The 24,940-nt window shown below is 35.1% G+C and carries 24 protein-coding genes; 16 read left to right on the forward strand and 8 right to left on the reverse strand.

Features of this window, described 5'->3' with window-relative positions; genetic code table 11:
- The 10 genes from KO521_RS00395 (at nt 1) to KO521_RS00440 (ending at nt 12,987) form a co-directional block, all read left to right on the forward strand.
- Entirely contained in the window at nt 1–1,881 is a 1,881-nt protein-coding gene (locus KO521_RS00395; RefSeq protein ID WP_215937947.1) for an ABC-F family ATP-binding cassette domain-containing protein, read from the forward strand.
- A 54-nt stretch (nt 1,882–1,935) separates the two neighbouring features.
- Nucleotides 1,936–2,439 (forward strand): hypothetical protein, encoded by a 504-nt coding sequence (locus tag KO521_RS00400; protein ID WP_215937948.1) that lies wholly within the window; start codon nt 1,936–1,938, stop codon nt 2,437–2,439.
- Nucleotides 2,440–2,466: 27 nt separating this feature from the next.
- Entirely contained in the window at nt 2,467–2,625 is a 159-nt protein-coding gene (locus KO521_RS00405; protein WP_215937949.1) for a hypothetical protein, read from the forward strand.
- Nucleotides 2,626–2,668: 43 nt separating this feature from the next.
- Nucleotides 2,669–3,253: a cob(I)yrinic acid a,c-diamide adenosyltransferase gene (locus tag KO521_RS00410; protein ID WP_215937950.1), complete on the forward strand. Its 585-nt coding sequence runs from the start codon at nt 2,669–2,671 to the stop codon at nt 3,251–3,253.
- 172 nt (nt 3,254–3,425) lie between these two features.
- Complete coding sequence (locus KO521_RS00415; protein WP_013994285.1) at nt 3,426–3,650, forward strand: DUF2795 domain-containing protein; 225 nt, start codon at nt 3,426–3,428, stop codon at nt 3,648–3,650.
- Nucleotides 3,651–3,849: 199 nt separating this feature from the next.
- Nucleotides 3,850–7,212 (forward strand): preprotein translocase subunit SecA, encoded by a 3,363-nt coding sequence (gene secA, locus KO521_RS00420; protein WP_215937951.1) that lies wholly within the window; start codon nt 3,850–3,852, stop codon nt 7,210–7,212.
- 305 nt (nt 7,213–7,517) lie between these two features.
- On the forward strand, nt 7,518–8,726 hold the full coding sequence (locus tag KO521_RS00425; protein WP_215937952.1) for a sensor histidine kinase: 1,209 nt from the start codon (nt 7,518–7,520) through the stop codon (nt 8,724–8,726).
- Nucleotides 8,727–8,974: 248 nt separating this feature from the next.
- Nucleotides 8,975–10,183, forward strand: a complete 1,209-nt coding sequence (locus KO521_RS00430) for a sensor histidine kinase (RefSeq protein WP_215937953.1) — start codon at nt 8,975–8,977, stop codon at nt 10,181–10,183.
- 73 nt (nt 10,184–10,256) lie between these two features.
- The gene (locus tag KO521_RS00435) at nt 10,257–11,648 is read left to right on the forward strand and encodes a Gfo/Idh/MocA family oxidoreductase (RefSeq protein WP_215937954.1); all 1,392 of its coding nucleotides are present in this window, start codon (nt 10,257–10,259) and stop codon (nt 11,646–11,648) included.
- A 124-nt stretch (nt 11,649–11,772) separates the two neighbouring features.
- The gene (locus tag KO521_RS00440; RefSeq protein ID WP_215937955.1) at nt 11,773–12,987 is read left to right on the forward strand and encodes a sensor histidine kinase; all 1,215 of its coding nucleotides are present in this window, start codon (nt 11,773–11,775) and stop codon (nt 12,985–12,987) included.
- Between the two features lie 150 nt (nt 12,988–13,137).
- On the opposite strand, the gene KO521_RS00445 is transcribed toward KO521_RS00440, so the two are convergent.
- From KO521_RS00445 to KO521_RS00460, 4 genes are all read right to left on the reverse strand, one after another.
- A complete protein-coding gene (locus tag KO521_RS00445) occupies nt 13,138–13,392 on the reverse strand; it encodes a hypothetical protein (protein WP_215937956.1) in 255 nt (84 codons plus the stop codon).
- A 408-nt stretch (nt 13,393–13,800) separates the two neighbouring features.
- Nucleotides 13,801–14,040, reverse strand: a complete 240-nt coding sequence (locus tag KO521_RS00450; RefSeq protein WP_215937957.1) for a hypothetical protein — start codon at nt 14,038–14,040, stop codon at nt 13,801–13,803.
- 592 nt (nt 14,041–14,632) lie between these two features.
- Nucleotides 14,633–14,872, reverse strand: coding sequence for a hypothetical protein (locus KO521_RS00455; protein WP_215937957.1), 240 nt, complete (start codon nt 14,870–14,872; stop codon nt 14,633–14,635).
- Nucleotides 14,873–15,463: 591 nt separating this feature from the next.
- On the reverse strand, nt 15,464–15,703 hold the full coding sequence (locus KO521_RS00460; protein WP_215937958.1) for a hypothetical protein: 240 nt from the start codon (nt 15,701–15,703) through the stop codon (nt 15,464–15,466).
- A 554-nt stretch (nt 15,704–16,257) separates the two neighbouring features.
- On the opposite strand from KO521_RS00460, the gene KO521_RS00465 reads away from it, so the two are divergent.
- Nucleotides 16,258–17,283: a malectin domain-containing carbohydrate-binding protein gene (locus tag KO521_RS00465; protein ID WP_215937959.1), complete on the forward strand. Its 1,026-nt coding sequence runs from the start codon at nt 16,258–16,260 to the stop codon at nt 17,281–17,283.
- A gap of 124 nt (nt 17,284–17,407) precedes the next feature.
- Nucleotides 17,408–18,085 carry a peptide-methionine (S)-S-oxide reductase MsrA gene (gene msrA, locus KO521_RS00470; RefSeq protein ID WP_215937960.1) on the forward strand — a complete coding sequence of 226 codons (678 nt, stop codon included), beginning with the start codon at nt 17,408–17,410 and terminating at the stop codon, nt 18,083–18,085.
- A gap of 77 nt (nt 18,086–18,162) precedes the next feature.
- On the opposite strand, the gene KO521_RS00475 is transcribed toward msrA, so the two are convergent.
- From KO521_RS00475 to KO521_RS00485, 3 genes are read right to left on the reverse strand one after another with little or no spacing between them, the layout of a single operon-like run.
- Nucleotides 18,163–19,581, reverse strand: coding sequence for a hypothetical protein (locus KO521_RS00475; RefSeq protein WP_215937961.1), 1,419 nt, complete (start codon nt 19,579–19,581; stop codon nt 18,163–18,165).
- Nucleotides 19,553–20,137 (reverse strand): hypothetical protein, encoded by a 585-nt coding sequence (locus KO521_RS00480; RefSeq protein ID WP_215937962.1) that lies wholly within the window; start codon nt 20,135–20,137, stop codon nt 19,553–19,555. The genes KO521_RS00475 and KO521_RS00480 overlap by 29 nt, the downstream gene beginning before the upstream one ends.
- On the reverse strand, nt 20,121–20,663 hold the full coding sequence (locus KO521_RS00485) for an RNA polymerase sigma factor (RefSeq protein WP_215937963.1): 543 nt from the start codon (nt 20,661–20,663) through the stop codon (nt 20,121–20,123). Before KO521_RS00485 ends, KO521_RS00480 begins: the two co-directional genes overlap by 17 nt.
- 107 nt (nt 20,664–20,770) lie before the next feature.
- Between KO521_RS00485 and KO521_RS00490 the strand changes: the two genes are divergently transcribed.
- Entirely contained in the window at nt 20,771–21,676 is a 906-nt protein-coding gene (locus KO521_RS00490; RefSeq protein WP_215937964.1) for an aldose epimerase family protein, read from the forward strand.
- 58 nt (nt 21,677–21,734) lie between these two features.
- Here KO521_RS00490 and KO521_RS00495 read toward each other — a convergent pair whose 3' ends face one another.
- Entirely contained in the window at nt 21,735–22,160 is a 426-nt protein-coding gene (locus KO521_RS00495) for an organic hydroperoxide resistance protein (protein ID WP_215937965.1), read from the reverse strand.
- Between the two features lie 153 nt (nt 22,161–22,313).
- On the opposite strand from KO521_RS00495, the gene KO521_RS00500 reads away from it, so the two are divergent.
- From KO521_RS00500 to KO521_RS00510, 3 genes are read left to right on the forward strand one after another with little or no spacing between them, the layout of a single operon-like run.
- The gene (locus KO521_RS00500) at nt 22,314–22,874 is read left to right on the forward strand and encodes a DUF2911 domain-containing protein (protein WP_215937966.1); all 561 of its coding nucleotides are present in this window, start codon (nt 22,314–22,316) and stop codon (nt 22,872–22,874) included.
- A 2-nt stretch (nt 22,875–22,876) separates the two neighbouring features.
- Entirely contained in the window at nt 22,877–23,920 is a 1,044-nt protein-coding gene (gene meaB, locus KO521_RS00505; RefSeq protein WP_215937967.1) for a methylmalonyl Co-A mutase-associated GTPase MeaB, read from the forward strand.
- Nucleotides 23,921–23,960: 40 nt separating this feature from the next.
- Nucleotides 23,961–24,923 (forward strand): glycosyltransferase family 2 protein, encoded by a 963-nt coding sequence (locus KO521_RS00510; RefSeq protein ID WP_215937968.1) that lies wholly within the window; start codon nt 23,961–23,963, stop codon nt 24,921–24,923.
- Nucleotides 24,924–24,940: the final 17 nt, after the last annotated feature.

Consider the following 24,940-nt stretch of genomic DNA (forward strand, 5'->3'; position numbering starts at 1 on the left):
ATGAACTTACTTACTGTTGAGAATATTTCAAAATCATATGGAGAGCGTGTACTGTTCAAAGACCTTTCTTTTGGCATCAATAAAGGCCAAAAAATTGCTCTGATAGCCAAAAACGGTACAGGAAAAACTTCCATTCTTAATATTATGTCCGGTTTGGACAGTCCAGATTCCGGTCAGGTCAATTACCGTAAAGGCATTCGTGTTTCTTTTTTGGACCAAGAGCCAGATTTTGACCCTGATTTAACGGTAGAACAAACTATTTTTGCTTCGGACAACGAAATACTCCAAGTGATAAACGCCTATGAAAAAGCATTGCATAATACGGAAGATGCAGATGCATATCAAACAGCTTTTGAAGCAATGGACCGGTTTGATGCATGGGATTTTGAAACACTCTACAAGCAAATACTTTATAAATTAAAACTAGATGATCTAAGTGCTAAGGTGGGTTTACTTTCCGGTGGACAGAAAAAACGCTTATCACTGGCCAATGCTATCATTAACAAGCCAGATCTATTGGTTCTTGATGAACCTACCAACCACTTAGATCTTGAGATGATCGAATGGTTAGAAGAATATTTTGCCAAAGAGAACATAAGTCTCTTTATGGTAACGCATGACAGATACTTTTTGGAAAGAGTTTGTAATGAGATTATAGAACTAGAGAACGGCCAGCTATATCCTTACAAGGGCAATTATTCTTACTATCTAGATAAAAGAGAGGCCCGTATTGAACAAGAATCCGTAGAGCAGCATAAATCCGAGCGTCTTTTCAAAAAAGAATTAGAATGGATGCGCAAGCAACCCAAAGCGCGTACCACTAAATCAAAATCACGAATAGACGATTTTAGTATTATAAAAGAAAAAGCCAGCCAACGTAGAAATGATCATGAGGTTCAGCTAGAAATAAATATGGAACGCGTGGGCAGCAAAATTTTGGAACTGCACAAACTTGTAAAATCATATCCTGGAAAACCTATTTTAGATAAGTTTGATTATACGTTCACAAAAGGAGAACGTATTGGGATTATTGGAAAAAACGGTACGGGAAAATCTACATTTTTAAATATTGTAACCGGCTCGGACCAGCCAGATTCTGGAAAGGTGGTTGTGGGCGACACTATTAAATTTGGTTATTATACCCAAAAAGGAATCAATATTAAAGAAGGTCAAAAGGTAATTGATGTAATCCGTGAGTTTGGAGATTTCATTCCCCTTATGAAAGGGCGACAAATTTCCGCACAACAGTTACTGGAGCGTTTTCTTTTTGACCGAAAAAAACAATATGATTTTGTTGATAAACTAAGTGGAGGAGAAAGAAAACGTTTGTATTTATGTACTATTCTCATTCAGAATCCTAATTTTTTAATCCTAGATGAACCTACCAACGATTTGGATATCGTTACGTTGAACGTTCTAGAAAGTTTTCTCCTAGACTTCCCCGGATGTTTAATCGTGGTCTCTCACGACCGGTATTTCATGGATAAAATTGTGGATCACCTTTTTATATTTAGAGGAAATGCCGTTATAGAGGATTTTCCTGGGAACTATTCTGATTTTAGAACCTACGAAGACAGTAAAGTAATAGAAAGTAGAGAGGAGAAAGCCAATGCAAAGGAAGCAACTACCACGAAGACAGAGCAGAAACAAAGTAACTCTAAAACCAAACTTACTTATCTGGAGCAGAAAGAGTACAATAATTTGGAGAAGGATATTAAGAAATTAGAAACGAAAAAAATTACTGTTCAGAACAAATTTGCAGATAGTTCCCTTAGCGGTGAGGACATAGATAAACTTTCTATAGAATTAAAAGAAATAAATGAAGCTATTGATGCTAAAACCGAACGTTGGTTTGAACTTTCCGCTTTATTGGAAGAATAAATAAATATAAAGTTCCTCTGCAACTTATTTGGATAAAACAACAACCTGTTACCAGTGCTACATTTATTTAAATATCTAAAATTCTTATTAACGGCAACCAATCAACATGGAGTACACTCCCCTTTTATATATGGTTATGTTACGAAGGGTCTTTACAGTAAAAATCAGTATAGCAGCTCAAAAAACTTGGATGTTCTTTTAAAAAGTATCGCTTACTTCAATGTAGAGAAAGTTCAGCTTTCTAGCTCAGAAGCAGTTATTAAAACAAGAATACATAAAGAATTTCCAAATATTGAATTCGTATCCCAAGGAGCAGATGTATTTTATATTTTAGAAAAGGACATTGTTAAAATTCAAATGGTTTTAACTGACGCCAAGAATTTTAACAACAACACATTGCTTTTAATAGATGGTATTTATAAGTCCAATGAAAACAGAGCAGTTTGGGAAGCACTAAAACAGGATGAAAAAATCACAGTTACTGTAGACCTATTTTTTTGCGGAGCTGTTTTTTTTAGAAAGGAACAAGCAAAGGAGCATTTTAGAATTCGGATATAAACGCTAATTTTAGATTAAATTGCAATTATGCAGAAATATACTATTTATATAATTCTAGGAGTTTTAGCTGTCGTATATATCTTAACATCCATGAATAACCGTAGACAAGCAAAAGATCGCAAAAGTCGTAAATTCATGGACAATTACGACCGGAAGAAAATAAACAAAAAGGATAAAGAAGAATAGAAGCGATAATCACAGCTACTGGACACCTTCTAAACCGCTTACTATGAAAATATACACCAAAACAGGTGATAAAGGAACTACCGCCCTTATTGGAGGTACACGGGTTAAAAAACATCATGTTAGAATAGAATGCTATGGCACGGTAGATGAACTCAACTCGTGGATAGGCCTTGTTAGAGATCAAGATATAGATAATAGATCCAAAAAAATCTTAACTAAAATTCAAGAAAAACTATTTGTAGTAGGAGCAATTCTAGCAACTGATCCTGAAAAAGCAATCCTTAAAAATGGTAAAAAACGTTTGAATATTGCGGAAATTAAAACCGTAGACATTGAATTACTTGAGAAGGAAATTGATGCTATGGATAAGGATCTACCCCAAATGACACATTTTATTCTACCTGGCGGACATACCACAGTGTCATACTGTCATATAACAAGAACCGTTTGCCGGAGGGCAGAGCGCATGAGTACACTTCTTTATGAAAACGAACCTTTCAACGATAACGTTCTGTTATTTTTAAATAGGCTCTCCGACTATTTATTTGTATTGGCACGGAAATTGTCGGAAAACTTACAAGCAGAAGAAATAAAATGGATTCCAGAAGCTACAGAAAAAGACAACTAGGAAGTAAATATTTAATATTTGCTTTAGTTTAATTTGGAATTTCTCTAATAATTTGTTTAATTATTCGTTATCAAACTATTAATACAAAAATAATAGTAATAAAAAAGCCTGATTTCCTTGGCTATATGGTTATAAAAATTATTTTTGCAAAAAATTAAATCGAACAACTGAAATGTATTGGACATTAGAATTAGCATCATATTTAAGTGATGCACCCTGGCCCGCAACAAAAGACGAATTGATAGATTATTCAATACGTACCGGTGCGCCCCTTGAAGTGGTCGAGAACCTTCAGTCTATGGAAGAAGAAGGCGGTGAGATTTACGAATCCATCGAAGAAATCTGGCCAGACTACCCAACAGAAGAAGATTATCTCTGGAACGAGGACGAATATTAGAAATATTACGTTAATTGAAACAAAAAAGTCTCTATCGAGGCTTTTTTTTTATGTAATTTTGACAGGCATTTAGGTAAAATGTACATATACTTCAAACTGGAATACCTTTTGCAAAGAAGTACGCTTTATGTACATTGTGAATATAGTGCCCTACCGCAACCAATTTCTTAAATGCGGTCTAAATACTAAATAGCTAAAAATGAGTTTTTTAAATTCGATATTAAAAGTATTCGTAGGTGATAAATCTGAGAAAGACGTTAAAGAACTACAACCACTTGTAGAACAAGTACGATCTTTTGAAAAGCAATTGGAAGGATTAAGTCATGATGAACTTCGTGATAAGACTAAGACCTTTAAGCTTAAAATAGCGGAAGACATCAGCGAATTCACTAAAAAAATAAGTGAATTAGAAGAAGAAGTGAAAACGTCTACGGATATTGATAAGAACGAAGATATTTACGCTGAAATAGATAAACTTAAGGAAGAGTCATATAAAGTAAGCGAGAAGACACTTAGTGAGATTTTACCAGTAGCCTTTGCCGTAGTAAAAGAAACGGCAAAAAGATTTGCTCAAAATCCAACTCTACAAGTTACTGCTTCAGAATATGACCGTGAATTATCGGGGTCAAAAGATTATGTAAACCTAGATGGCGATTATGCTATTTGGAAAAACTCATGGAATGCCGCCGGTAAAGAGGTTACATGGGATATGATTCATTATGACGTGCAGTTAATAGGTGGTATTGCACTACACCAAGGTAAAATTGCAGAAATGCAAACCGGTGAAGGTAAAACCTTAGTAGCAACATTACCTTTATACCTTAACGCGCTTGCGGGTCATGGAGCACACTTGGTTACTGTAAATGATTATTTGGCAAAGAGAGATAGCGCTTGGATGGCTCCAATTTTTGAGTTTCATGGTCTTTCGGTAGATTGTATTGACCATCATCGGCCTAACTCAGAAGGAAGAAGAGCTGCTTATAATGCAGATATTACTTATGGTACCAATAACGAATTTGGTTTTGACTACCTAAGAGATAATATGGCACATACGCCAAAAGACTTAGTACAGCGCCCACACCACTATGCTATTGTAGATGAGGTAGATTCGGTTTTGGTTGATGATGCCCGTACACCTTTGATCATATCAGGTCCAGTACCAGAAGGAGACCGTCACGAATTTAATGAGCTTAAACCTAAAGTTGCTGATATTGTAACTCAACAAAGACATCACCTAACAGGGGTTTTGGCAGAAGCCAAGAAGCTTATCCAAGAAGGAAATTCCAAAGATGGTGGTTTTCTATTGTTGAGGGTACACAGAGGGCTACCGAAAAATAAGGCACTTATTAAGTTCTTAAGTGAAGAAGGAGTAAAACAATTGCTTCAAAAAACGGAGAACTATTATATGCAAGACAACAATAGGGAAATGCCTGTTGTAGATGAAGATCTTTTATTTGTTATTGATGAAAAGAATAATCAGATAGAACTTACGGAAAAAGGGGTGAACTATATCTCTGGTGAGCAAAATAGAGACTTCTTTGTAATGCCCGATATTGGTGGTGAAATCGCGAAAATAGAAAACCAAAATCTTGATATTGAAAAAGAAGCCGAGCTTAAAGAAGAGCTTTTTAAGGAATTTGGTGTAAAGAGTGAACGTATCCATACCATGAGCCAACTTTTAAAGGCTTACACACTTTTTGAAAAAGATGTGGAATATGTAGTAATGGATAACAAGGTCATGATAGTTGATGAGCAGACCGGTCGTATAATGGACGGTCGTCGCTATTCAGATGGTCTTCACCAAGCTATTGAAGCAAAGGAAAACGTAAAAATTGAGGCACTTACTCAAACTTTTGCAACTGTTACTTTGCAGAACTATTTTAGAATGTACAACAAGCTTTCAGGTATGACTGGTACGGCCGTTACCGAAGCTGGTGAGTTCTGGGAAATATATGAGTTGGATGTTATGGAAATACCAACCAACAGACCTATTGCCCGTGATGATAGACATGACCTGATTTACAAGACCAAGCGTGAAAAATATAATGCCATTATTGATGAAGTCACTAAACTTTCTCAAGCAGGCAGACCGGTATTGATAGGTACTACTTCGGTTGAGATATCTGAATTATTATCGCGTATGTTAGCCATAAGAAAAGTTAACCATAACGTTCTAAACGCAAAACTCCATAAGAAAGAAGCAGATGTAGTTGCAGAGGCCGGTAATCCTGGTGTTGTAACCATAGCAACCAACATGGCCGGTCGTGGTACGGATATCAAGTTAAGTAACGAGGTAAAAAAATCTGGTGGTCTAGCCATTATTGGTACGGAAAGACATGATTCCAGACGTGTAGATAGGCAGTTGAGAGGTCGTTCCGGTCGTCAAGGAGACCCAGGGAGTTCCCAGTTCTATGTATCCCTAGAAGATAATTTAATGCGTTTGTTCGGTTCCGACCGTGTTGCCAAGATGATGGATAAAATGGGCTTGGAAGATGGTGAAGTTATTCAGCATTCCATGATGACTAAATCTATTGAACGTGCTCAGAAAAAAGTTGAGGAAAATAACTTTGGAGTTCGTAAGCGTTTGTTGGAGTATGATGATGTAATGAACGCACAACGTGAGGTTGTGTACAAAAGAAGACGTCATGCCATACAAGGAGAGCGACTAAAAGTTGATATTGCCAATATGGTGTATGACACTTGTGAAGTTATTTCTGACACGAACAAAGCGGCTAGCGATTTCAAGAATTTTGAGTTTGAACTTATCAAATATTTTTCCATTACATCTCCTATTTCAGAAGGTGATTTTGGTAAAATGAGTGTTCAAGAAATCGCCAACAAAGTCTATACTACCGCATATAAGCACTATCAAGAAAAAATGGAGCGTAATGCCGCTACGGCCTTTCCTGTTATAAAAAAGGTTTATGAAGATAGCGCCAATAAATTTGAGCGTATTGTTGTGCCGTTTACGGATGGTATCAAAACACTTAATGTTGTTACGAATCTAGAAAGTGCTTACGAGAGTAATGGTAAGGAGCTGGTAACGGATTTTGAAAAGAATATTACCTTGGCCATTATAGATGATTCTTGGAAAACTCATTTGCGCAAAATGGATGAGCTGAAACAATCTGTTCAGTTGGCCGTTCATGAGCAAAAAGATCCACTACTGATTTATAAGTTCGAAGCTTTTGAACTTTTTAAGGAAATGATAGATAAGGTAAACAAAGAAGTTGTATCCTTTTTGTTTAAAGGAGAATTACCTAGTGAGAACCCAAACCAGATTCAGGAAGCTAGAAACGTAAGCAGACCTAAGGAGAATCTTAAAACAAGTAAAGAAGAAATACCTAATAGTGATGAGCTGGCCGCCCAAAACAGGGCTGCAGGGCAAACGCAGGGTCAACGCCCACAGGTTACAGAAACTATAGTCCGCGAAAGACCTAAAATAGGCCGTAACGATAGGGTTACCATTAAAAATGTAATGTCGGGCGAAAGCAAAACAGTCAAATACAAACAGGCTGAACCGTTAATAGAAAATGGAGAATGGGTACTGACCCAAGACTAAAAAATTAGTATTTTATAAAGTAAAAAACGGCAACTTAGAGATAAGTTGCCGTTTTTTTTGTCCGATTGACGAGTAAAACGCTACTTAAAAACAATTGTATCTACTATTGTAGGGCTATGAATAAATTTCCCCAATGGTTAAGTTACAGTAAACTAAGTAACTACAATCATAATTTGTTCAGAATTTAACTTCCTGAAACACTATCGCCCTGAAAATAAAAAGTGCAAAGTGTTTCTGCTGAAGTGTCGCATATTACAAGCGGGTTCATCACTTCTTTTTTTTAAATGAATACCCAAAAAGTATACATGCGAAAGCCAAAGATACGCCTGAACAGGATTAAAGATAAGACCAAATTACTACTAAAGTTCAACTACATATCAGCTGTTCTTAGTCTAATTATAGGTCTAATATGTTCGTTTGCATTACAAATGCACGGCACTATACCATATGTTTTCTATTTTTATTTTGTTCTAAACGTTTTGAATATAGCCGCCTTTAGTAGGCATTACAACCTTACTACTATGGCAATTGGCACATCTGTACTTTCTTTCTTAAGTACAATTGTAATTACTCTTTTTAGTGGAGGTATCAATAGCCCTTTTATCTTTATCCTTGGTCTCATTGTACTAGCTGGTTATATCTCTACCAAAGTTTTTGGCAGGGTTTATTTGTATCTTATCATTATCACTATAGTCTTAATATATTTAATTGACTATGCTAATTTTGATTTTATTATAAACGAAGTTCCTGAAAACTCTAGAGATGTATTCAGCTTGATAAGCATTTTGTTCTCAGTTTATCTATTAGGTGGTGTTTTGGGAAAAAACCTATTGAGAACCCACCATAACCTATACAAATCAAAAGCTCGGATTGAAAAAAGTGTAGATGAAAAAGAAAACCTTTTAAGAGAAGTACATCACAGAGTTAAAAACAATCTACAAACGGTCTCTAGCCTTCTTAATTTACAGGTTAGAAATACACCCAACCAACAAATTAAAGAATTGGTGAAAAGTAGTCAAAATAGGGTAACCGCTATGGCTATGATTCATGAAATGCTATATGTTCGTGACAATCTCTCTAAAATTGAATTTGCATCTTACGTAAAGGAATTAACACAATATCTTTTAAGAACGGTTGAACGTAAGGATAGAAAAATTAATGTTGAAATAAACGTTCCCGATACTTTATTGAGTATTGATACGGCCATTCCACTAGGTTTATTGATTAACGAAACCGTTACCAACTCTATTAAATATGGATTTAGAGATGCTGAAGTGGGCAAAATAACGATTGAGTTAGAAAAAAGGTATCAAAATAAATATATTCTAAAAATCAGCGATGATGGAGCCGGTTTTCCATTAGACTACGATTTTAAGAACTCTAACACCCTGGGATTAAGACTTATTCATAATCTTGCCAGACAATTACAAGGTACTATAGAACGTCTTCCTTCTTCTGCCGGCACTACCTATAAACTAGTATTTAAAGATATTACAAGTCAGTTTAAGGGGTAAGTATTATATTAGCGAACGCTATTTTTATCTGCAATAATTTTTTCTCAACTTAATTTATTTTTTTCTGTCATAAAATGACAGAAAATTCGGAATAAAATTGTAGTTTTCTAGCAGAAGCCCCAGCTTTACCAATTTAAAGAGTATTCTATTATTAGAATAAAGCCATGCCAATAAAGGCCTGATTTGTCTATTCTAATAGTGGTTTGTTGCTTTCTACTATAGCTTCAATATATTTAGTAATGCCTTATATGAATATAATTCAAAGTAGATTGGACAACCAAAGTAGGTTGCTGATCAACTTTGCCTACTCTTCATCTGCTCTTGCGTTTTTAATAGGTTTACTATTAATTTATGTATTGGGCGTTGTAGGTTATATTCCCGCAACGTTCCTTCTATACGCCATTTTGAACCTTGCCAATACATTTTTATATAAAAAATATAACAAACTACTCATCACCTCTCTTATTAGTTCTGCGCTATCTCTAATTGGTGTGGTTGTAGTAACCATCTTCAGTGGTGGCATTAATAGTCCGTTTATATTTGTTTTTAGTATCATAGTTTTAGGTGGCTATATGACAGCCCATATTTTTGGAAAAATATACTTAACAGTTGTATTGCTCTCTATTCTTGGAATCTATGCTTTAAGTGAATTCGCATCCATCACAAATGAAATACCTGAAAGTTCAAGAGATCTTTACGCATTAATATGCATCGTTTTTTGCTCCTATTTATTGCTTGGGGTTTTTGGAAAACACCTCTTGAGAACTCATGAAAGACTGCAGGATTCAAAATCAGAAATAGAAGCGGGAATAGCCGAAAAAGAAGTCCTTCTTAGGACAGTTCATCATAGGGTAAAAAATAATTTACAAACCGTATCAAGTCTTCTTAGCTTACAGTCAAAAAACACCGATAATAATAAAATTAAAGAGCTCGCCATAAGCAGTCAACTTAGAATCAACTCTATGGCAATGATACATGAAATGCTCTACATGCAGAATAACATATCTAAAATCGCCTTTAAGCCTTATTTACAAGAGCTTACCGATTTTTTAATTAAATCTGCAAACAGTAAAAATCTTGATATAACGGTTCATATAGATATGCCAGAGGTTAATCTTGGCTTAGACACGACAATTCCTTTGGGCCTGCTTATTAATGAGGCTGTTACAAATTCGTTAAAATATGGATTTCCCGAAAATACGCAAGGTAGAATAGATATTGTTCTAAAAGAGGATATTAAGGATTCTCACACCTATTTTCTAGACATAACTGATAATGGAATTGGTTTTCCTAACGAAATAAACCATAAAACCACTAAATCATTAGGCCTTAAACTCATGCACAATTTAGGCCGTCAACTAAGAGGTTCTGTTACCCGGATCAAGTCGGATATTGGAACCGGATATCACATTATTTTTAAAGATAAGGACCGACATTTACCCGGTATCAATGGGTAAATTTCAAGAAGATCAACGTTCCTATTCGTTACGTAAAAATCAATATCTTTAAAGAAACCTAGATTTTCAAAAAATGAAAAATTCTCGTCGAAAGTTTCTCTCATCTATTAGTATGTTAGCTGCCAGTTCAGCCATTCCCCTTCATGCTTTTGATTTTGGTTCATCAAAAAAATTGAAAATAGCCCTTGTTGGAACGGGAATAAGAGGTATTACTTTTTGGGGTAAAAGGTTAATTACGGAATATTCCAATATCATAGAATTTGTTGGGCTTTCCGATATAAACTCTAGTAGACTGGCATACGCCAAAAAGTATATTGGTGTTGAATGTCCTGTTTTTATCGACTTTAAAAAAATGGTGACAGATGTTCAGCCGGACCTTATAATTGTTACTACAAAGGATTCTACCCATCATAAATTTATAATACAAGGTTTAAATATGGGGTGCGATGTGTTGACCGAAAAACCCCTTACGGTAGACGAAACAAAATGCCAGGCTATTTTAGATGCCGAGAAAAAATCGGATAAAAGCTTAATAGTAGGTTTCAATTACAGATGGAGCCCATACGCCACAAAAGTGAAAGAGCTTTTAATGGAAAAAACTATTGGAGATTTAGTTTCGGTAGACTTTAGCTGGTATCTCAATACCTATCATGGCGCTTCATATTTTAGAAGATGGCATGGTGAAATGAAAAGCAGTGGCTCACTTTGGGTGCACAAATCCACACATCATTTTGATCTATTGAACTGGTGGATAGACTCTGAACCAAGTGAAGTATTTGCCTACGGCGATTTAGAATTCTATGGAAAAAACGGTCCGTTTAGAGGGGACAACTGCCGCACATGTAAACATAGTGATAGTTGCGATTTTTATTGGGATATTACCAAGGATGAATTTATGAAAGAACTTTATGTAAATCATGAACATGAAGATGGTTATATTCGCGATAACTGTCTATTTAGAAAAGATATAGATATATATGATAAAATGTCTGCTCAAGTAAAATATGCGAACAATACTACCCTAAATTACTCCCTTACCACCTACTCTCCTTTTGAAGGTTGGCGTGTAGCTTTTAACGGAACCAAAGGACGTATTGAAGCCTCACAGGATATTCCGTATAACATGAGTAAAACTATATCAGAAGCTGAAAAGCATTCCAATGAAATGGATCAGACCAGTAAAAATGAATTATCTTCTGAGTCCATAATAGTTCACAAACTATGGAAAGAGTATGAAACTATTGAAGTTCCTATGGAAAAAAAAGGTCATGGAGGCGGTGACAAACGCTTACAGGATAAAATTTTTAAAACTTCGGACATGGAAGATCCTTTTGGCAGAACGGCAGGTATAAGAGATGGGGCCATGTCAATCCTCATTGGTATTGGGGCAAGACGCAGTATTGAACAGAAAAAATTAATCAAAATTTCAGAGCTTACAAATTTACAACCACAAGTAAAACGATAGGTAATGTTAAATACATTGATTTAGCAATAGTATTTGCCCTACTTATTTGATTGTGCCATAAAACATATTAGATTTACTTAATTACGCAGGTCATTCCGTAAAGAGAAAAACAAATTACCTTTTCATGCAGCAGAGTACCCCATTAGAAAAAAAACTTAAAAGCAAGGTTAGGCTGGTTTTAAAAGTCAATTACTATTCTTCTCTCCTTTCTTTAGTTTTTGGTGGTATTTGCTTTTTTCTACTTGACATTAAAGAGGTTATCCCTTATGCCTTTCTTGCTTTTGGCATCTTGAATTTGATTAACATTCTTTTGTTCAAATACCACAACAACCTTACACTTACCTATAATATTGTTTCTATGATGACCTTGGCCGGTGCCAGTCTCGTTACTCTCTACAGTGGAGGAATCAATAGTCCGTTCATTTTTGTTCTGGCCCTCATTGTTGTTGCGGGATATGTTACCACAAAGGCCTATGGTTCTATTTATCTTAACTTGAACATATTAATAATTGTACTTATTTATTCTCAGAGCGTTGCTGATTTTAATTTTGTGGAAAATGTTGTCCCAGAGACTTCGCAAAATTTATTCGCCCTCCTCAGTGTCTTATTCTCTGTTTACCTTTTAGGTGGTGTTTTTGGAAAAAACTTGCTTCATGCACATCATAATCTCTATAAAACCAAGAACGAACTTGAAGAGAAAATACGCGAAAAGGAAACTTTAATAAAAGAAGTTCACCACAGGGTTAAAAATAACTTGCAAACCGTATCTAGCCTTTTGAGCTTACAATCTAGAAGTATTGAGGACAAAGATGTAAAAAGCCTTTTGAAAAGTAGTCAAAACCGGGTTATTACTATGGCTATCGTTCATGAAATGCTTTATATGCGCGAAGACCTCTCTAAAATCGAATATAGATCTTACGTACAAGAACTTGCGGAATATTTAGTACGCTCTATAAAAGGTACTAGCAGTAATATTACTTTGAATATAGACATTCCAAATGTAAAATTGAATATAGATACCGCTATACCACTGGGCCTTTTAATAAATGAAACGGTAACCAACTCCCTAAAATATGGTATAGTAAATGAAAATAAGGGAGAAATACGTATCAAACTCCGAAAGACCGATGATGATGAGTTTGTTCTTAGCGTAGGAGATGATGGCAAAGGTTTTCCCGAAGAGGTAACGCATAAAAACTCAAAATCTCTTGGTCTAAAGTTAATACATAACCTATCCAGACAATTGCACGGCTCTATAATGAGAGATTTCAGCGAGGAAGGTACACACTACATCATTAGATTTAAAGAAATAAGAGATCAAATTACTAGTGTAGCTTAGTACATTTATCTCAGTTAGACAATTACTTTTTAACATGAGACTTTAGGGAGCGTAAAACTCCTTTCGTCTTTGGAAACAATACCATATGGCTTACAACCAAAGCCAGAGCGGTTAAAAAAACAAATAACATCATAGTAATTATTTTCAAGGTTATACTAAACGGGGCTTATCTAATTGAGTAACAAAATTTAGAGCTTTCTTCACTCTATATTCTTTTAAATTATACAATCGCACTAAGCTGTTGCTGGAACTAATTTCATCTTTCTGAGCAATCTCAACATTACTAAAGCTAAAAGCCAGAACAGAATCCATTTTAAAATGGTGATTTTTAACATTGACTATTGTGTTGGATGGAACAATTGTTCCGAAGTTTAGAACAAATAGCAAAATCAAAATAGGTTTCATAATTATAATTTGGGCATTATAAAGATAAACATAAAACATAAAAACCTTAACATAAATCGCTGATATGCAGCAATTTTAGACGTCTAAATCTTATTACGATAAAAGTTGAATTATTATCGACAAGTGAAATTTTTTAAAAAAATAGTATATAGTAGATACCAATAGGTAACCGATAAATGGTATAAAACCATATGAGATAGTGTAAGCTGTTAGTATGGCCTATAAATTAGAGTGGATGGCTTTAATGTAGATTTTTATCACCTAGAGTATTATAAAAACCATTTCATTATGAAATACGCCGTCTTCGTAAAAATAGTATTAGCGGTATAAAGGATGTATTAGAATAAATTTTACAAATAGAAAATTAACTTGGTAGTCGAAAAAGAAGAATAGAACAGGAAGTAAAGATTAAGCCATTTTAGCCTTGTTTCTTTTTGTAGTAAAAGAAAGCGCCTTAGTTACTCTAGCATTATCTCTCTTATATAAACGAGCAACCTCTACTGTGTTTTCAAAGCTAACTTCCTCAGTTGAAGTTTCGGTAACGATAGTCATTTCAATAGTATCGACTTTTACCGTTTCAGTAGCAGTTTGAGCTTGAGCAGTTACTCCGATAAAAAGAACAAATATTAAAGTTGCGATAGTTTTCATGACTTGACGTTTTATATAATTAAAACGCCGCAGACCCCATTCTACCGAGGTTCCATTCGCTGAAAAACCCCTTATTTTCGGTTATCCGCACAACTTCGGTTCAACTGTAAAAAACCATCGGTGAACGTAAATAACCCAAAAAACACTTTACCGAACCATTATGCTTTTTATCCGGAAAAAGTGATTTTAATTTCATAGAAATAAAAAGAAAACCCTTAGAGCAATATTAATGTTATTTTGATTTTTTTCAATTTTATTAGATTTTAATCCCTCAATAAATATTGAACTTTTGAAAATTAATAAGTGAAGCAAAATGAATTAAGCCGTATATCTATTCTACACATTACAAGAACCTATTACCCTTTTTTAATAACCACAGTAATTTAGATGACCTCTTTATAAAGTCTAAGCATAGAAATCATAGGCTTGCATAAAACAATTTGTTCTCCAACTAAATGAACTATGTGCACCGAAGTTGCACAACAAATAGTTTGTTTATGACGTAGAAAGATGTAAAGTGATATATAAATTACTATATATACTAAATAAGTGTATAGATATATGTGACGCTCGGATAGTTTATAAAAATTGATTAAGCCATTTTAGCCTTGTTTCTTTTTGTAGTAAAAGAAAGCGCCTTAGTTACTCTAGCATTATCTCTCTTATATAAACGAGCAACCTCTACTGTGTTTTCAAAGCTAACTTCCTCAGTTGAAGTTTCGGTAACGATAGTCATTTCAATAGTATCGACTTTTACCGTTTCAGTAGCAGTTTGAGCTTGAGCAGTTACTCCGATAAAAAGAACAAAAATTAAAGTTGCGATAGTTTTCATGACTTGACGTTTTATATAATTAAAACGCCGCAGACCCCATTCTACCGAGGTTCCATTCGCTGAAAAACCCCTTATTTTCGGTTATCCGCACAACTTCGGTTCAACTGTAAAAAACCATCGGTGAACGTAAATAACCCAAAAAACACTTTACCGAACCATTGTGCTTTTTATCCGGAAAAAGTGATTTTAAATTCATGGAAACAGAAAGAAAACCCTTAGAGCAATATTAATGTTATTTTGATTTTTTTCAATTTCATAAGGTTTTGACCCCTTTTAAGTATTAAACTGTTGAAAAATTTACAAGTGAAGAAAAATAAATCAATACGTCAATCTATGCAAAGCATTACCAGAAACTATTATTTATATCATAACCGTCGTAATACATATAATCTCTTAACAGAGTCTAAGTATAGAAGTCATAAGCTTTCATAATGCAATAGATTCTTTACTTAAATGAACTATGTTCTCTGTGGTCTTACCTGGAACAGTTTTAATTATGAAATAGAAAGATGTAAAGTGATATATAAATTACTATATACACTAAATAAGTGTATAGATATATGTGACGCTCGGATAGTTTATAAAAATTGATTAGGCCATTTTAGCCTTGTTTCTTTTTGTAGTAAAAGAAAGCGCCTTAGTTACTCTAGCATTATCTCTCTTATATAAACGAGCAACCTCTACTGTGTTTTCAAAGCTAACTTCCTCAGTTGAAGTTTCGGTAACGATAGCCATTTCAATAGTATCGACTTTTACCGTTTCAGTAGCAGTTTGAGCTTGAGCAGTTACTCCGATAAAAAGAACAAAAATTAAAGTTGCGATAGTTTTCATGACTTGACGTTTTATATAATTAAAACGCCGCAGACCCCATTCTACCGAGGTTCCATTCGCTGAAAAACCCCTTATTTTCGGTTATCCGCACAACTTCGGTTCAACTGTAAAAAACCATCGGTGAACGTAAATAACCCAAAAAACACTTTACCGAACCATTGTGCTTTTTATCCGGAAATCTAGTTCCTTTCTAGTTCAAAAATCTTCTCTTTACTACTATGCATTAAATAAAAATTACTGTTTATGCTTAGTTCTATACATCCATCCGTTTCTTTTCTTTGAACTGTGAGCTTTTTAATCAACTCTTTCAAAACCTACCTTTTAACTTATTCCAGATATAGCAAACCCCGGTCTACTTATCATGTATACCTTACAATTAATAATGATAACCCAATTCACTTGTAGTATTCTACTTGCAATGGTACTCGATGAACGAACGATCCAGAGTGGACTTTTGACGAATATTAGTTAATATTATTGGAACGATAAGTCAAAATGAATAATTTGCAGGTTCTTTTGAAAAAGAAAATAGATTAATTTAAAATCACTGAATTATGAGACGTAATTTAATTACAAGATTTTTTCTGTTCTCAATGTTATTTGTATCATTTATTATGGTACCCGTTGCCTGTAGCAGCGATGATGGGGGAACTGATGACAAAGAACAAACACCCGATCCGGATCCGGAACCGGAGCCAGAGCCAGCACCTGAACCAGACCCAACAAACGAAAATACTATTATAGATGCTACTGCAGCTTCTCACGCCAACGGAATTAGCACCTCTACCATAACCGTTCAATTAGCAGATGCAGATGGCAATAAGCTTAAAGCCAGCGGTGGTGTAATAGTTTTATCAGCTACGGGATCGACCACAATTTCTGAAATTACCGATAATGCAGATGGAACTTACACAGCTACTGTAAGTGGTGACGTAGAGGAAACAATTACTGTATCGGGAACATTGGATGGTACGGACATTACAAGTACTGTAGACATTACATTTAACCCGGATGAATCTAATCCGGCACAAGAAGCATCACAGTCAACAGAAGCAGCTGGTCCTACTTTATTAAGGATTAATTGTGGAGGAGATGAAATAACTTTCGGAGATGTTACTTTTCTTGCTGATCAATATTTTGACGGTCCTACCGAAGCTTATAACAACCCTAATGTGGACGTATCAGAAATAACGAATACGGATATGCCGGAGCTCTATATTACAGAGAGAATAACTGATAACACAGATGTTAAAGGCCCATTCTCTTATAAAATTCCGGTTTCCGATGGCACTTACACAGTTAAACTTTACTTTGCAGAAGTTTACTGGGGGGTTCAGAACCCAGAAGGACTAGGAGAGGAAGACGGTACCGGCCGTAGAGTCTTTAATATTTCTATGGAAGATGAAGCTATTTTTACAGGATATGATCTTTATAAGGAACATGGTGCTTTATCCGCCGGAAGCCGTATGTACGATGTTGAAGTTACAGATGGTGAGTTAACTATTACTCTTGAAGCGACAGTTAACAAGCCTAAAATATCAGCTATTGAAGTTTTTGGAACTGGAACAATAGGTTCGTAAAAGAACATTTTAGATAACTTACTAATAGGTCTATAGAGCTTAAGCTTTATAGACCTATTTTTTTGAACCTTTATCAGTAAGGTTACGTATATAATTTATACTAATACAGAAAAACTACATTCATATGTTCAAATTCATACTTATTATAACTCTATTTATAGGAGCTTCTTGCCAATCTCATGTTGAAAAGAAAAAACCTATTCAAGAATCTTTAGCAAAAAAAGAAATTGTAAAGTTAACCGCTCAAGACCTTGAAAATTTTGAAACGGCATATTTTGCAAGTGGTTGTTTTTGGTGTGTAGAAGCTATATTTGAAAGTGTAAAAGGAGTTAAGGAAGTAGTGTCCGGCTATTCTGGTGGTTCTGAAAAGAACCCGACCTATGAACAAGTTGGAGGTGGTTTAACCTCCCACGCAGAGGCTGTCAAAGTTTATTACGACCCAAAAACTATTTCATATACCGCATTAGTCCAAGTTTTTTTTGGTTCTCATGACCCTACGACTTTAAATAGACAAGGACCAGACCGAGGTGCACAGTACAGATCAGTTGCTTTTTATAAAAACGAGAAAGAGAAACAGATTATTGAAGGTTATATTAAAGCCTTAAAAGACCAAAACGTATACAATGGTGCTCCCATAACCACAGAGGTAACACAGTTTACTAAATTCTATGAAGCAGAAGATTACCATCAAGACTACGAACGTAAACATCCTAAAAACTCATATATTACAAATGTATCTGTTCCTAGGCTAAATCGATTTAAAGAGAATTTTAAAGAATATTTAAAGGAAGATACGCATTGATCAGTTGATTCTCTTTGAAATATACGCAGCCCCATTAGGGCTGTTTTTTTTTACAAGACTATAGATAAACAATTACGCTACTGTAGCATCACTTCACTGTATTGTGCATTTATGTTAATCGTCTTTTCTGTATCCTTCTGTCCTATTTTTCCTTTATAGACCATATTATTATGATTCGCCGTTTTACTTAGCTTTAAATAAGAAGGAACCGCAAATTCAGACGCAGTCCCGTTCATGTAAATACTCCCTTCCTTCTTTGGTAAATCACAAACAAACTCGGCATTTTGTAATGAAACATCCAAGGTATCAAAATCATCGGCTATACGTTGTATCAACAACGGTCCAAAACTATTTGTTATGACAGCAGACTTAATAAGATTGTTTATACATACCTCCGATGATCTTACGCTTAAACGCAGATTTAAAACCTCTACTAAGCTCACATCCTCGGAATAATCTGCTTTCAGTTGACCAACATTCCATTTTTGCACACTTATAGGCGAATATGAAACCGCTACATTGGTTTCATCTCCATCTATAGTTGCGGCATATAATTTTGCATGAGAAAGTGTGGCATTCATATTGATGGTGTGTTCTGCCAGTTTAACCTCGCCATGACGCACATTCATTTTTATTTTAGTTGATTTTGGCATTCTTATTTTAATGGTCTTTTTCACTTTAAACTTCCTATTTTCGCTTCCTTTATTATAATAAAAGGTATTTGAACGGTGTTCATTATTGCGATTCATTCTTGCTTCTATCCTTTCTTCCATAACTTCAGCCTTCCTTTCCGCTTGATCGGCTTTTCGCTCTAACCTATCTTCCATTCGTTCATTCCGAGCTTCCATTCTTTCCTCAAATTCTCTTTCGTGTCTCTCGCGCATTTCCTCACGTTTCACTTCCATCTTTTGCTGCCATTCTTGCATTTCTCGCTCATAAGGTTCTCCAAAATTTTTCTGAAAATCCTCTTGCCATTTTCTCAGATAGGATTCCCCTTCTCTCTCAAATGCCTCATGATCAAAGTTTGGGTTTGGTGCTTTTGGTGGCATAGGGGGTTCTGGCGGCATTGGTATTTCCATTAATTCCGAAAAATAAAAATCAAAATTAAAGGCATCAACCTCTGGTATATCAGGCATTTCAATCTGTAAATCACCAATATGCACGAATGATTTAGACCATTCCTCATCGTTATTACTAACAATACTAACTTTTTTACTGTTTCCTAAAATAGAAAAACCTTCCTTTTTAAAATAGGCTTCCACTTCTCTATCCGTTGCACCTTCTAATGCTATAGTGGTTTCTATTTCAACTTGATTCTTATTCCATGTATCAAACTCAATATCAGTGTAACTTGTATTAATATCTAGTATGGCATTATCCTCTACCTTAAAACTTTCCGTACTTCTCCTTTCTTTTTTTTGCCCATTGGCGCCTATGCTGATGAGGCATAGAACAACCATTAGGGACTTAAACACTAGCCTCTTTAACTGTTTCATTTTTTGATGATTTTAATTGATTTAACTTTACTTTTAACTTTTGTAACATCTCCAGACGTAATTGCAAGTTTTTTACCATTGCGGTTATAGTCTGGTCATTAGGCCCTATTTCATTCAATTCTTTATTTAGTCTACCATATTCATGGTTCAGTTCATTTAATTCTCCCATAAAACTGTCTATAAGAGCTTTGGTCTTATTTGAAACTTCAAGCCCAGAAATTTCTAGATTTATACTCGCCATATAATAACTTTCAATCTTCTTTAAATTTGGCGAAAGATCTCCAAGAGATATTTTTTCTATTGAATTATCTATTTTCTTCTTTTCAACTACTGTTTCTTCCGAAACTACCGTATTTCCTTTCCACACGAAGAAAGCACCTAGCCCTATGATCAGCGCTACCGAAGCGGCAATTTTATGATAAGGCAATGTTTTCTTTTTTTGCTGTGGCAATGTCGCTTCCAATTTTTTAAGAAATCGTTCTTCATGGCCCAGTCTTAATTCTGGCCTATTCTGTTCATCATCGCTTTCTAAAAGCTTTCTAATATCTCTTGCCATTATTCTTTTCTTTCAACACTTGTTTTAAATAGCCTTTGCCCCTTAGTAATCGTGTCCTACAGGCAGTTTCCGTTAGACTCAATATTTGTGATATTTCCGCATGATCATACCCTTCCAATAAATACATCATCACTACATATTTATATTTTTCGGGTAACTCTTGCATTGCATCTTTAATTTCCTTTACTGAAATACCATCATCTACAGACCAGTTTTCATCCGCAACTACAGGTAAATGACGTTCTTCAAAAGCAACGGTCTCATGTTTTCTGGACTTTAAAAAATCAATACATTTATTGATTACAATTCTTTTTAGCCAAGCTCCAAAAGTTACGTTGCCCTCATATTGTTCTATTCTTTGGAAAGCCTTTAAAAATGACTCTTGAAGTATATCTTCCGCATCATCAGAATTTTTTACGTACCGCATGGCTACACAGAACATACCGTCACAGTATTGCCGGTACAGTTGTATCTGTCCCTTTCTGTTATTATTTTTACATTGTTCTACTACGTCAATCTGAAACATTCTTTGGTTTCGTTGTCAGTTTTAGGTCTGTTCTATTATAAGGACGAAAGAAATACGCTCGTGTTGCAAAAAACCCATAATTTTGTAAAGATTTTAATTAGAGACATTTGAAACAAGTTACAATACAAACCGAAAACATTATCCTAATCGTCTTGGATTATGGTGCTGTCATTCAAAAATTATTAGTTAAAGGTACAGATGGAAATTACACAAATGTGGTAGTTGGCCTTAACTATCCTAGCGCTTACGAAAACGATAAAAAGTGTTTAGGTGCTTGTGTGGGGAGGTATGCCGGAAGGATTTCGCAAGGTGGTTTTACTTTAGATCGCGAAAAATATCCCTTACATAACATAAACGGCGTTCACTTACACGGGGGAAAGAAAGGCTTTTCTCAAAAAACATGGAAATTTGAAGAAGTTGATAATGGTCCTGAGCCATTTATAAAACTCTCTTATCTTAGTAAGCATTTGGAGGAAGGATACCCTGGAAACCTAAAAGTTACCGTGACCTATAAAATTGAAGACAATGCTCTAGTTATTGAACATAAGGCCGAAACTGACCGTACAACAGTTTTAAACCTTACGAATCACTCCTACTTTAAATTAGATTATGGAGAGGATATTGCTGATTATCTTTTACAAATGAATTGTACGCATTATACGGAAAGTAATAGCGATCAATTACCTACCGGCAATTTTGCTTCGGTAAAAGGAACACCTTATAATTTTTTGGAAGAAAGACCAATAGGAAATACACCACTAGATATACCTTTCGCTATTCATCCCAAAACCAATCTGGCCGCTAGAATGAGTTCTAAAAAGTCTGGGATTACAATGACAGTGCAAACCAATCAACCCGCACTTGTTGTTTATACGCCGCCTGAATTTCCGGGAATCTGTTTTGAAACTCAAAATTTTCCTGATGCCCCTAATCAACCTAACTTTCCTAGTTCCGTATTGAGGCCTGGTGAAAAATATCAGAATTTAACCAAATATCATTTTTCGGTAAAATAAAATTAAAAAGCCCCAAAAAGCGTTGGCCTTTTGGGGCTTAACAAATAAAATGTTTCCTTTAAGCTTCTACCATTAGATTTAGCTCAACCGTTATGTTATCCCTAGTTGCTTTGCTATAAGGGCATATTTCATGCGCTGCATTAATCAGGTCCTCTCCTTTTTCCTTATCTACTGTAGGCAATAGACAGTCTAAAGTAGCATCTATAAAAAATCCATCTTCATCTTTATTAAAACCAATAATTGCGGTTACGCTAAAATCTCCCAAATCATCAACACCATGTTCTTTTGCAACGGCTTCAAGAGCTCCTGCAAAACAAGTTGAATATGCAGCGGCAAAAAGCTGCTCTGGATTAGTAGATTTCCCATCTGTTTTTCCATTTACACCGGGCATTTTAATATCTAAATCTACGGCTCCATCATCACTTTTTACATGACCTGCTCTTCCTCCTGTATTCGTTGCTTCCGTTTTAAAAATAGTTTTCATTACGTATAAGTTTATGATTACATCATGAAGTTAAGCTATATATTCTTAAAACATAAAATGGTTTATTAAATTAGTGTGAAATGCACCTTTGTGGTTAAAAAAAGAATGGATTACGCACCTATTACGTAACTTGGGGTAACCAATTTCATCAAAATGAAAATTCTAAAGTGGACTGTAATTGTATTTGCCATATTAGGTGTTCTTTTCTTTTTTGTTATAAGTCCTTACATAAAGAAACAAACAAAAAAACACAGTCCTGAACAAACGGTTTCGTATACTAAAAACGGAATGGACCTAACGGTAAACTATTCCAGCCCATCAAAGAAAAACAGGGTGATTTTTGGCGAACTTGTACCTTATGATGTGGTTTGGCGCACCGGAGCTAATGAACCCACTACTTTTTCAACAGAAAATGATATTAAAGTAGCAGGAGAGAATCTTCCGGCTGGCACCTATTCCTTATGGACTAGACCAAACAGACAAAGTTGGTCTATAATATTTAATAAATACATTCCTGAGTGGGGCGTTAGTATACTCAGCGGAGGAAAAGAAACTACACGAATAGAAAAAGAAGATGTAATTGAAATTGAAATACCAACTAAAGAAACTATTGAAACCATAGAAAATTTTACCATAAATTTTGAAATGGAAACCCAGCTCTTTATGAGCATATCTTGGGACAGAACGTTGGTTAAAATACCTATTAGCAAATAACATTGGAAAATAATAAAAGTTTAGATTCAAAAGGTATTTCTGAAATTCAGAAAAAAAGGAAAAAATCGGTTGATCCTTCTCAATTAGTGAAAGCACTAATCAATGGAGACAAAACCGCTCTTGGCAGAGCTATTACCCTTGTTGAGAGTAATAATAAAAATCATCTCAAAGAGGCTAATGCGGTTGTTACCCAATGTCTTCAACAAAAAACAAAAAGTATTCGTATAGGTATTACGGGTGTTCCGGGTGTAGGTAAAAGCACTTTTATTGAAACGTTTGGTCAACTGTTAACCTCTCTGGGAAACAAAGTTGCCGTACTTACCGTAGACCCTACAAGTAGTCAGAGTAAAGGAAGTATTCTGGGAGACAAGACCCGGATGGAAGTCTTGGCAAAGGACCCCAACGCTTTTATACGCCCCTCACCTTCCGGCCTTTCATTAGGTGGGGTTACTCGCAAAACCAGAGAAAGTATTATTTTATGTGAGGCAGCAGGTTTTACGATTATTCTGGTAGAAACTGTTGGAGTGGGACAAAATGAAACAACGGTACATGCCATGGTAGACTTTTTTCTGCTCTTAAAATTAGCTGGTGCAGGAGATGAACTTCAAGGTATTAAAAGGGGTATTATAGAAATGGCTGACGGCATTGTCATTAATAAGGCAGATGGCGATAACCTTACACAAGCTAAAATTGCAAAAACCGAATTTGAACGTGCTCTGCAGTTGTATCCGCCTAAAGGAAATGGTTGGAGACCAAAAGTTACCTATTGCTCTTCTATTGAAAACTCCGGTATAAAAGAGATTTGGGATATTATCTCTGACTATATTTCTACGAGCAAAGCAACAGGGTATTTTGAGGAAAAGCGAAGACAGCAAAATAAAAACTGGCTATATGAAGCTATTGAAGATCAACTTAAAGCAGACTTCTTTAAAGATTCTAAAATAACAAAGGAAATAGACGGCTACCTAAATCAAGTTGTTTCCAAAAAAATATCTCCGTTTTACGCAGCAGACCAATTGATAACGATTTTTAAAACTAGCTCTTAATTAATTAGCTTAATTTGCAGGCTAAACGTCTTTTATTCTGATGGATTTAGTTACCACATCCCTATTGTCTATTGTTATTCCGGTTTTTAACGAATCTGAAAATGTTGTTCTGCTTACCAATAATATTCACGAAAGTCTTACCGGCTATAACTACCAAATTATCTACGTAGATGATTTTTCTTTTGATGGGACTAGAAAGGTAATTAAAAACATGAAAGATGGTAAAGTCCATCTCATCAGTCTAAAACGGAATTACGGTCAGAGTCTGGCATTAGCGGCGGGCATTGATTATGCAGAAGGTGATTACATTATTACCATGGACGGTGATATGCAGAACGACCCTAGCGATATTCCAAAGATGCTAAAATACATAGTGAATGAAAAGTACGATGTTGTTACCGGTATTCGCGCTGATAGAAAAGATTCGTTCGTAAAAAAAATACCTTCTAAAATAGCAAATGCTTTAATACGCCGTACAGCTAAATTGGATATAAAAGATAATGGCTGCGCCTTAAAAATTTTCACTGCAGAAACAGCCAAAGAGTTAAACCTATACGGAGAAATGCACCGGTTCATTACTTTATTAGCCCATTTTGAGGGTGCACGTATCAAACAGATTCCCGTAAAACATCATGCAAGGCATGCCGGCTCTTCTAAATACGGTCTAGAACGTATATTTAAGGTGGTGGCAGATATTATGTTGCTTTTATTCATTAGAAAATATTTTCAAAGGCCTATTCACTTTTTCGGGATTTTTGGCTTCGTTCTGATTTTAATAGGTATAGGTATAAATATTCATCTATTAATAGTGAAATTTGGCCTTGGAGAGGATATAGGTTCTAGGCCGTTGTTAACCTTTGGTATGATGTTTATCCTAGCCGGCATTCAGCTTTTCACAATAGGTATAGTAATGGAGCTTCTGATTCGCACTTACTACGAATCTCAAAATAAGCGTCCTTATAAAATAAAGAATGTTACTATTGGTAATCGAGTAAAATCTTAGCTTTTCTTTTTAAGAAT

This window comes from Zobellia uliginosa (assembly GCF_018860745.1).
GTDB classification, from domain to species: Bacteria; Bacteroidota; Bacteroidia; order Flavobacteriales; family Flavobacteriaceae; genus Zobellia; species Zobellia uliginosa_B.

Bases quoted from the DNA above. Each gene is read 5' to 3' on its own strand.
- KO521_RS00395 (WP_215937947.1), top strand. From the start codon at position 1: ATGAACTTACTTACTGTTGAGAATATTTCAAAATCATATGGAGAGCGT.
- secA (WP_215937951.1), top strand. From the start codon at position 3,850: ATGAGTTTTTTAAATTCGATATTAAAAGTATTCGTAGGTGATAAATCT.
- KO521_RS00495 (WP_215937965.1), bottom strand. From the start codon at position 22,160: ATGAAAACTATTTTTAAAACGGAAGCAACGAATACAGGAGGAAGAGCA.
- KO521_RS00460 (WP_215937958.1), bottom strand. From the start codon at position 15,703: ATGAAAACTATCGCAACTTTAATTTTTGTTCTTTTTATCGGAGTAACT.
- KO521_RS00410 (WP_215937950.1), top strand. From the start codon at position 2,669: ATGAAAATATACACCAAAACAGGTGATAAAGGAACTACCGCCCTTATT.
- KO521_RS00510 (WP_215937968.1), top strand. From the start codon at position 23,961: ATGGATTTAGTTACCACATCCCTATTGTCTATTGTTATTCCGGTTTTT.
- KO521_RS00405 (WP_215937949.1), top strand. From the start codon at position 2,467: ATGCAGAAATATACTATTTATATAATTCTAGGAGTTTTAGCTGTCGTA.
- KO521_RS00425 (WP_215937952.1), top strand. From the start codon at position 7,518: ATGCGAAAGCCAAAGATACGCCTGAACAGGATTAAAGATAAGACCAAA.
- KO521_RS00455 (WP_215937957.1), bottom strand. From the start codon at position 14,872: ATGAAAACTATCGCAACTTTAATTTTTGTTCTTTTTATCGGAGTAACT.
- KO521_RS00435 (WP_215937954.1), top strand. From the start codon at position 10,257: ATGAAAAATTCTCGTCGAAAGTTTCTCTCATCTATTAGTATGTTAGCT.
- KO521_RS00430 (WP_215937953.1), top strand. From the start codon at position 8,975: ATGAATATAATTCAAAGTAGATTGGACAACCAAAGTAGGTTGCTGATC.
- KO521_RS00480 (WP_215937962.1), bottom strand. From the start codon at position 20,137: ATGGCAAGAGATATTAGAAAGCTTTTAGAAAGCGATGATGAACAGAAT.
- KO521_RS00485 (WP_215937963.1), bottom strand. From the start codon at position 20,663: ATGTTTCAGATTGACGTAGTAGAACAATGTAAAAATAATAACAGAAAG.
- KO521_RS00450 (WP_215937957.1), bottom strand. From the start codon at position 14,040: ATGAAAACTATCGCAACTTTAATATTTGTTCTTTTTATCGGAGTAACT.
- KO521_RS00440 (WP_215937955.1), top strand. From the start codon at position 11,773: ATGCAGCAGAGTACCCCATTAGAAAAAAAACTTAAAAGCAAGGTTAGG.
- KO521_RS00475 (WP_215937961.1), bottom strand. From the start codon at position 19,581: ATGAAACAGTTAAAGAGGCTAGTGTTTAAGTCCCTAATGGTTGTTCTA.
- KO521_RS00465 (WP_215937959.1), top strand. From the start codon at position 16,258: ATGAGACGTAATTTAATTACAAGATTTTTTCTGTTCTCAATGTTATTT.
- msrA (WP_215937960.1), top strand. From the start codon at position 17,408: ATGTTCAAATTCATACTTATTATAACTCTATTTATAGGAGCTTCTTGC.
- KO521_RS00500 (WP_215937966.1), top strand. From the start codon at position 22,314: ATGAAAATTCTAAAGTGGACTGTAATTGTATTTGCCATATTAGGTGTT.
- KO521_RS00445 (WP_215937956.1), bottom strand. From the start codon at position 13,392: ATGAAACCTATTTTGATTTTGCTATTTGTTCTAAACTTCGGAACAATT.
- KO521_RS00415 (WP_013994285.1), top strand. From the start codon at position 3,426: ATGTATTGGACATTAGAATTAGCATCATATTTAAGTGATGCACCCTGG.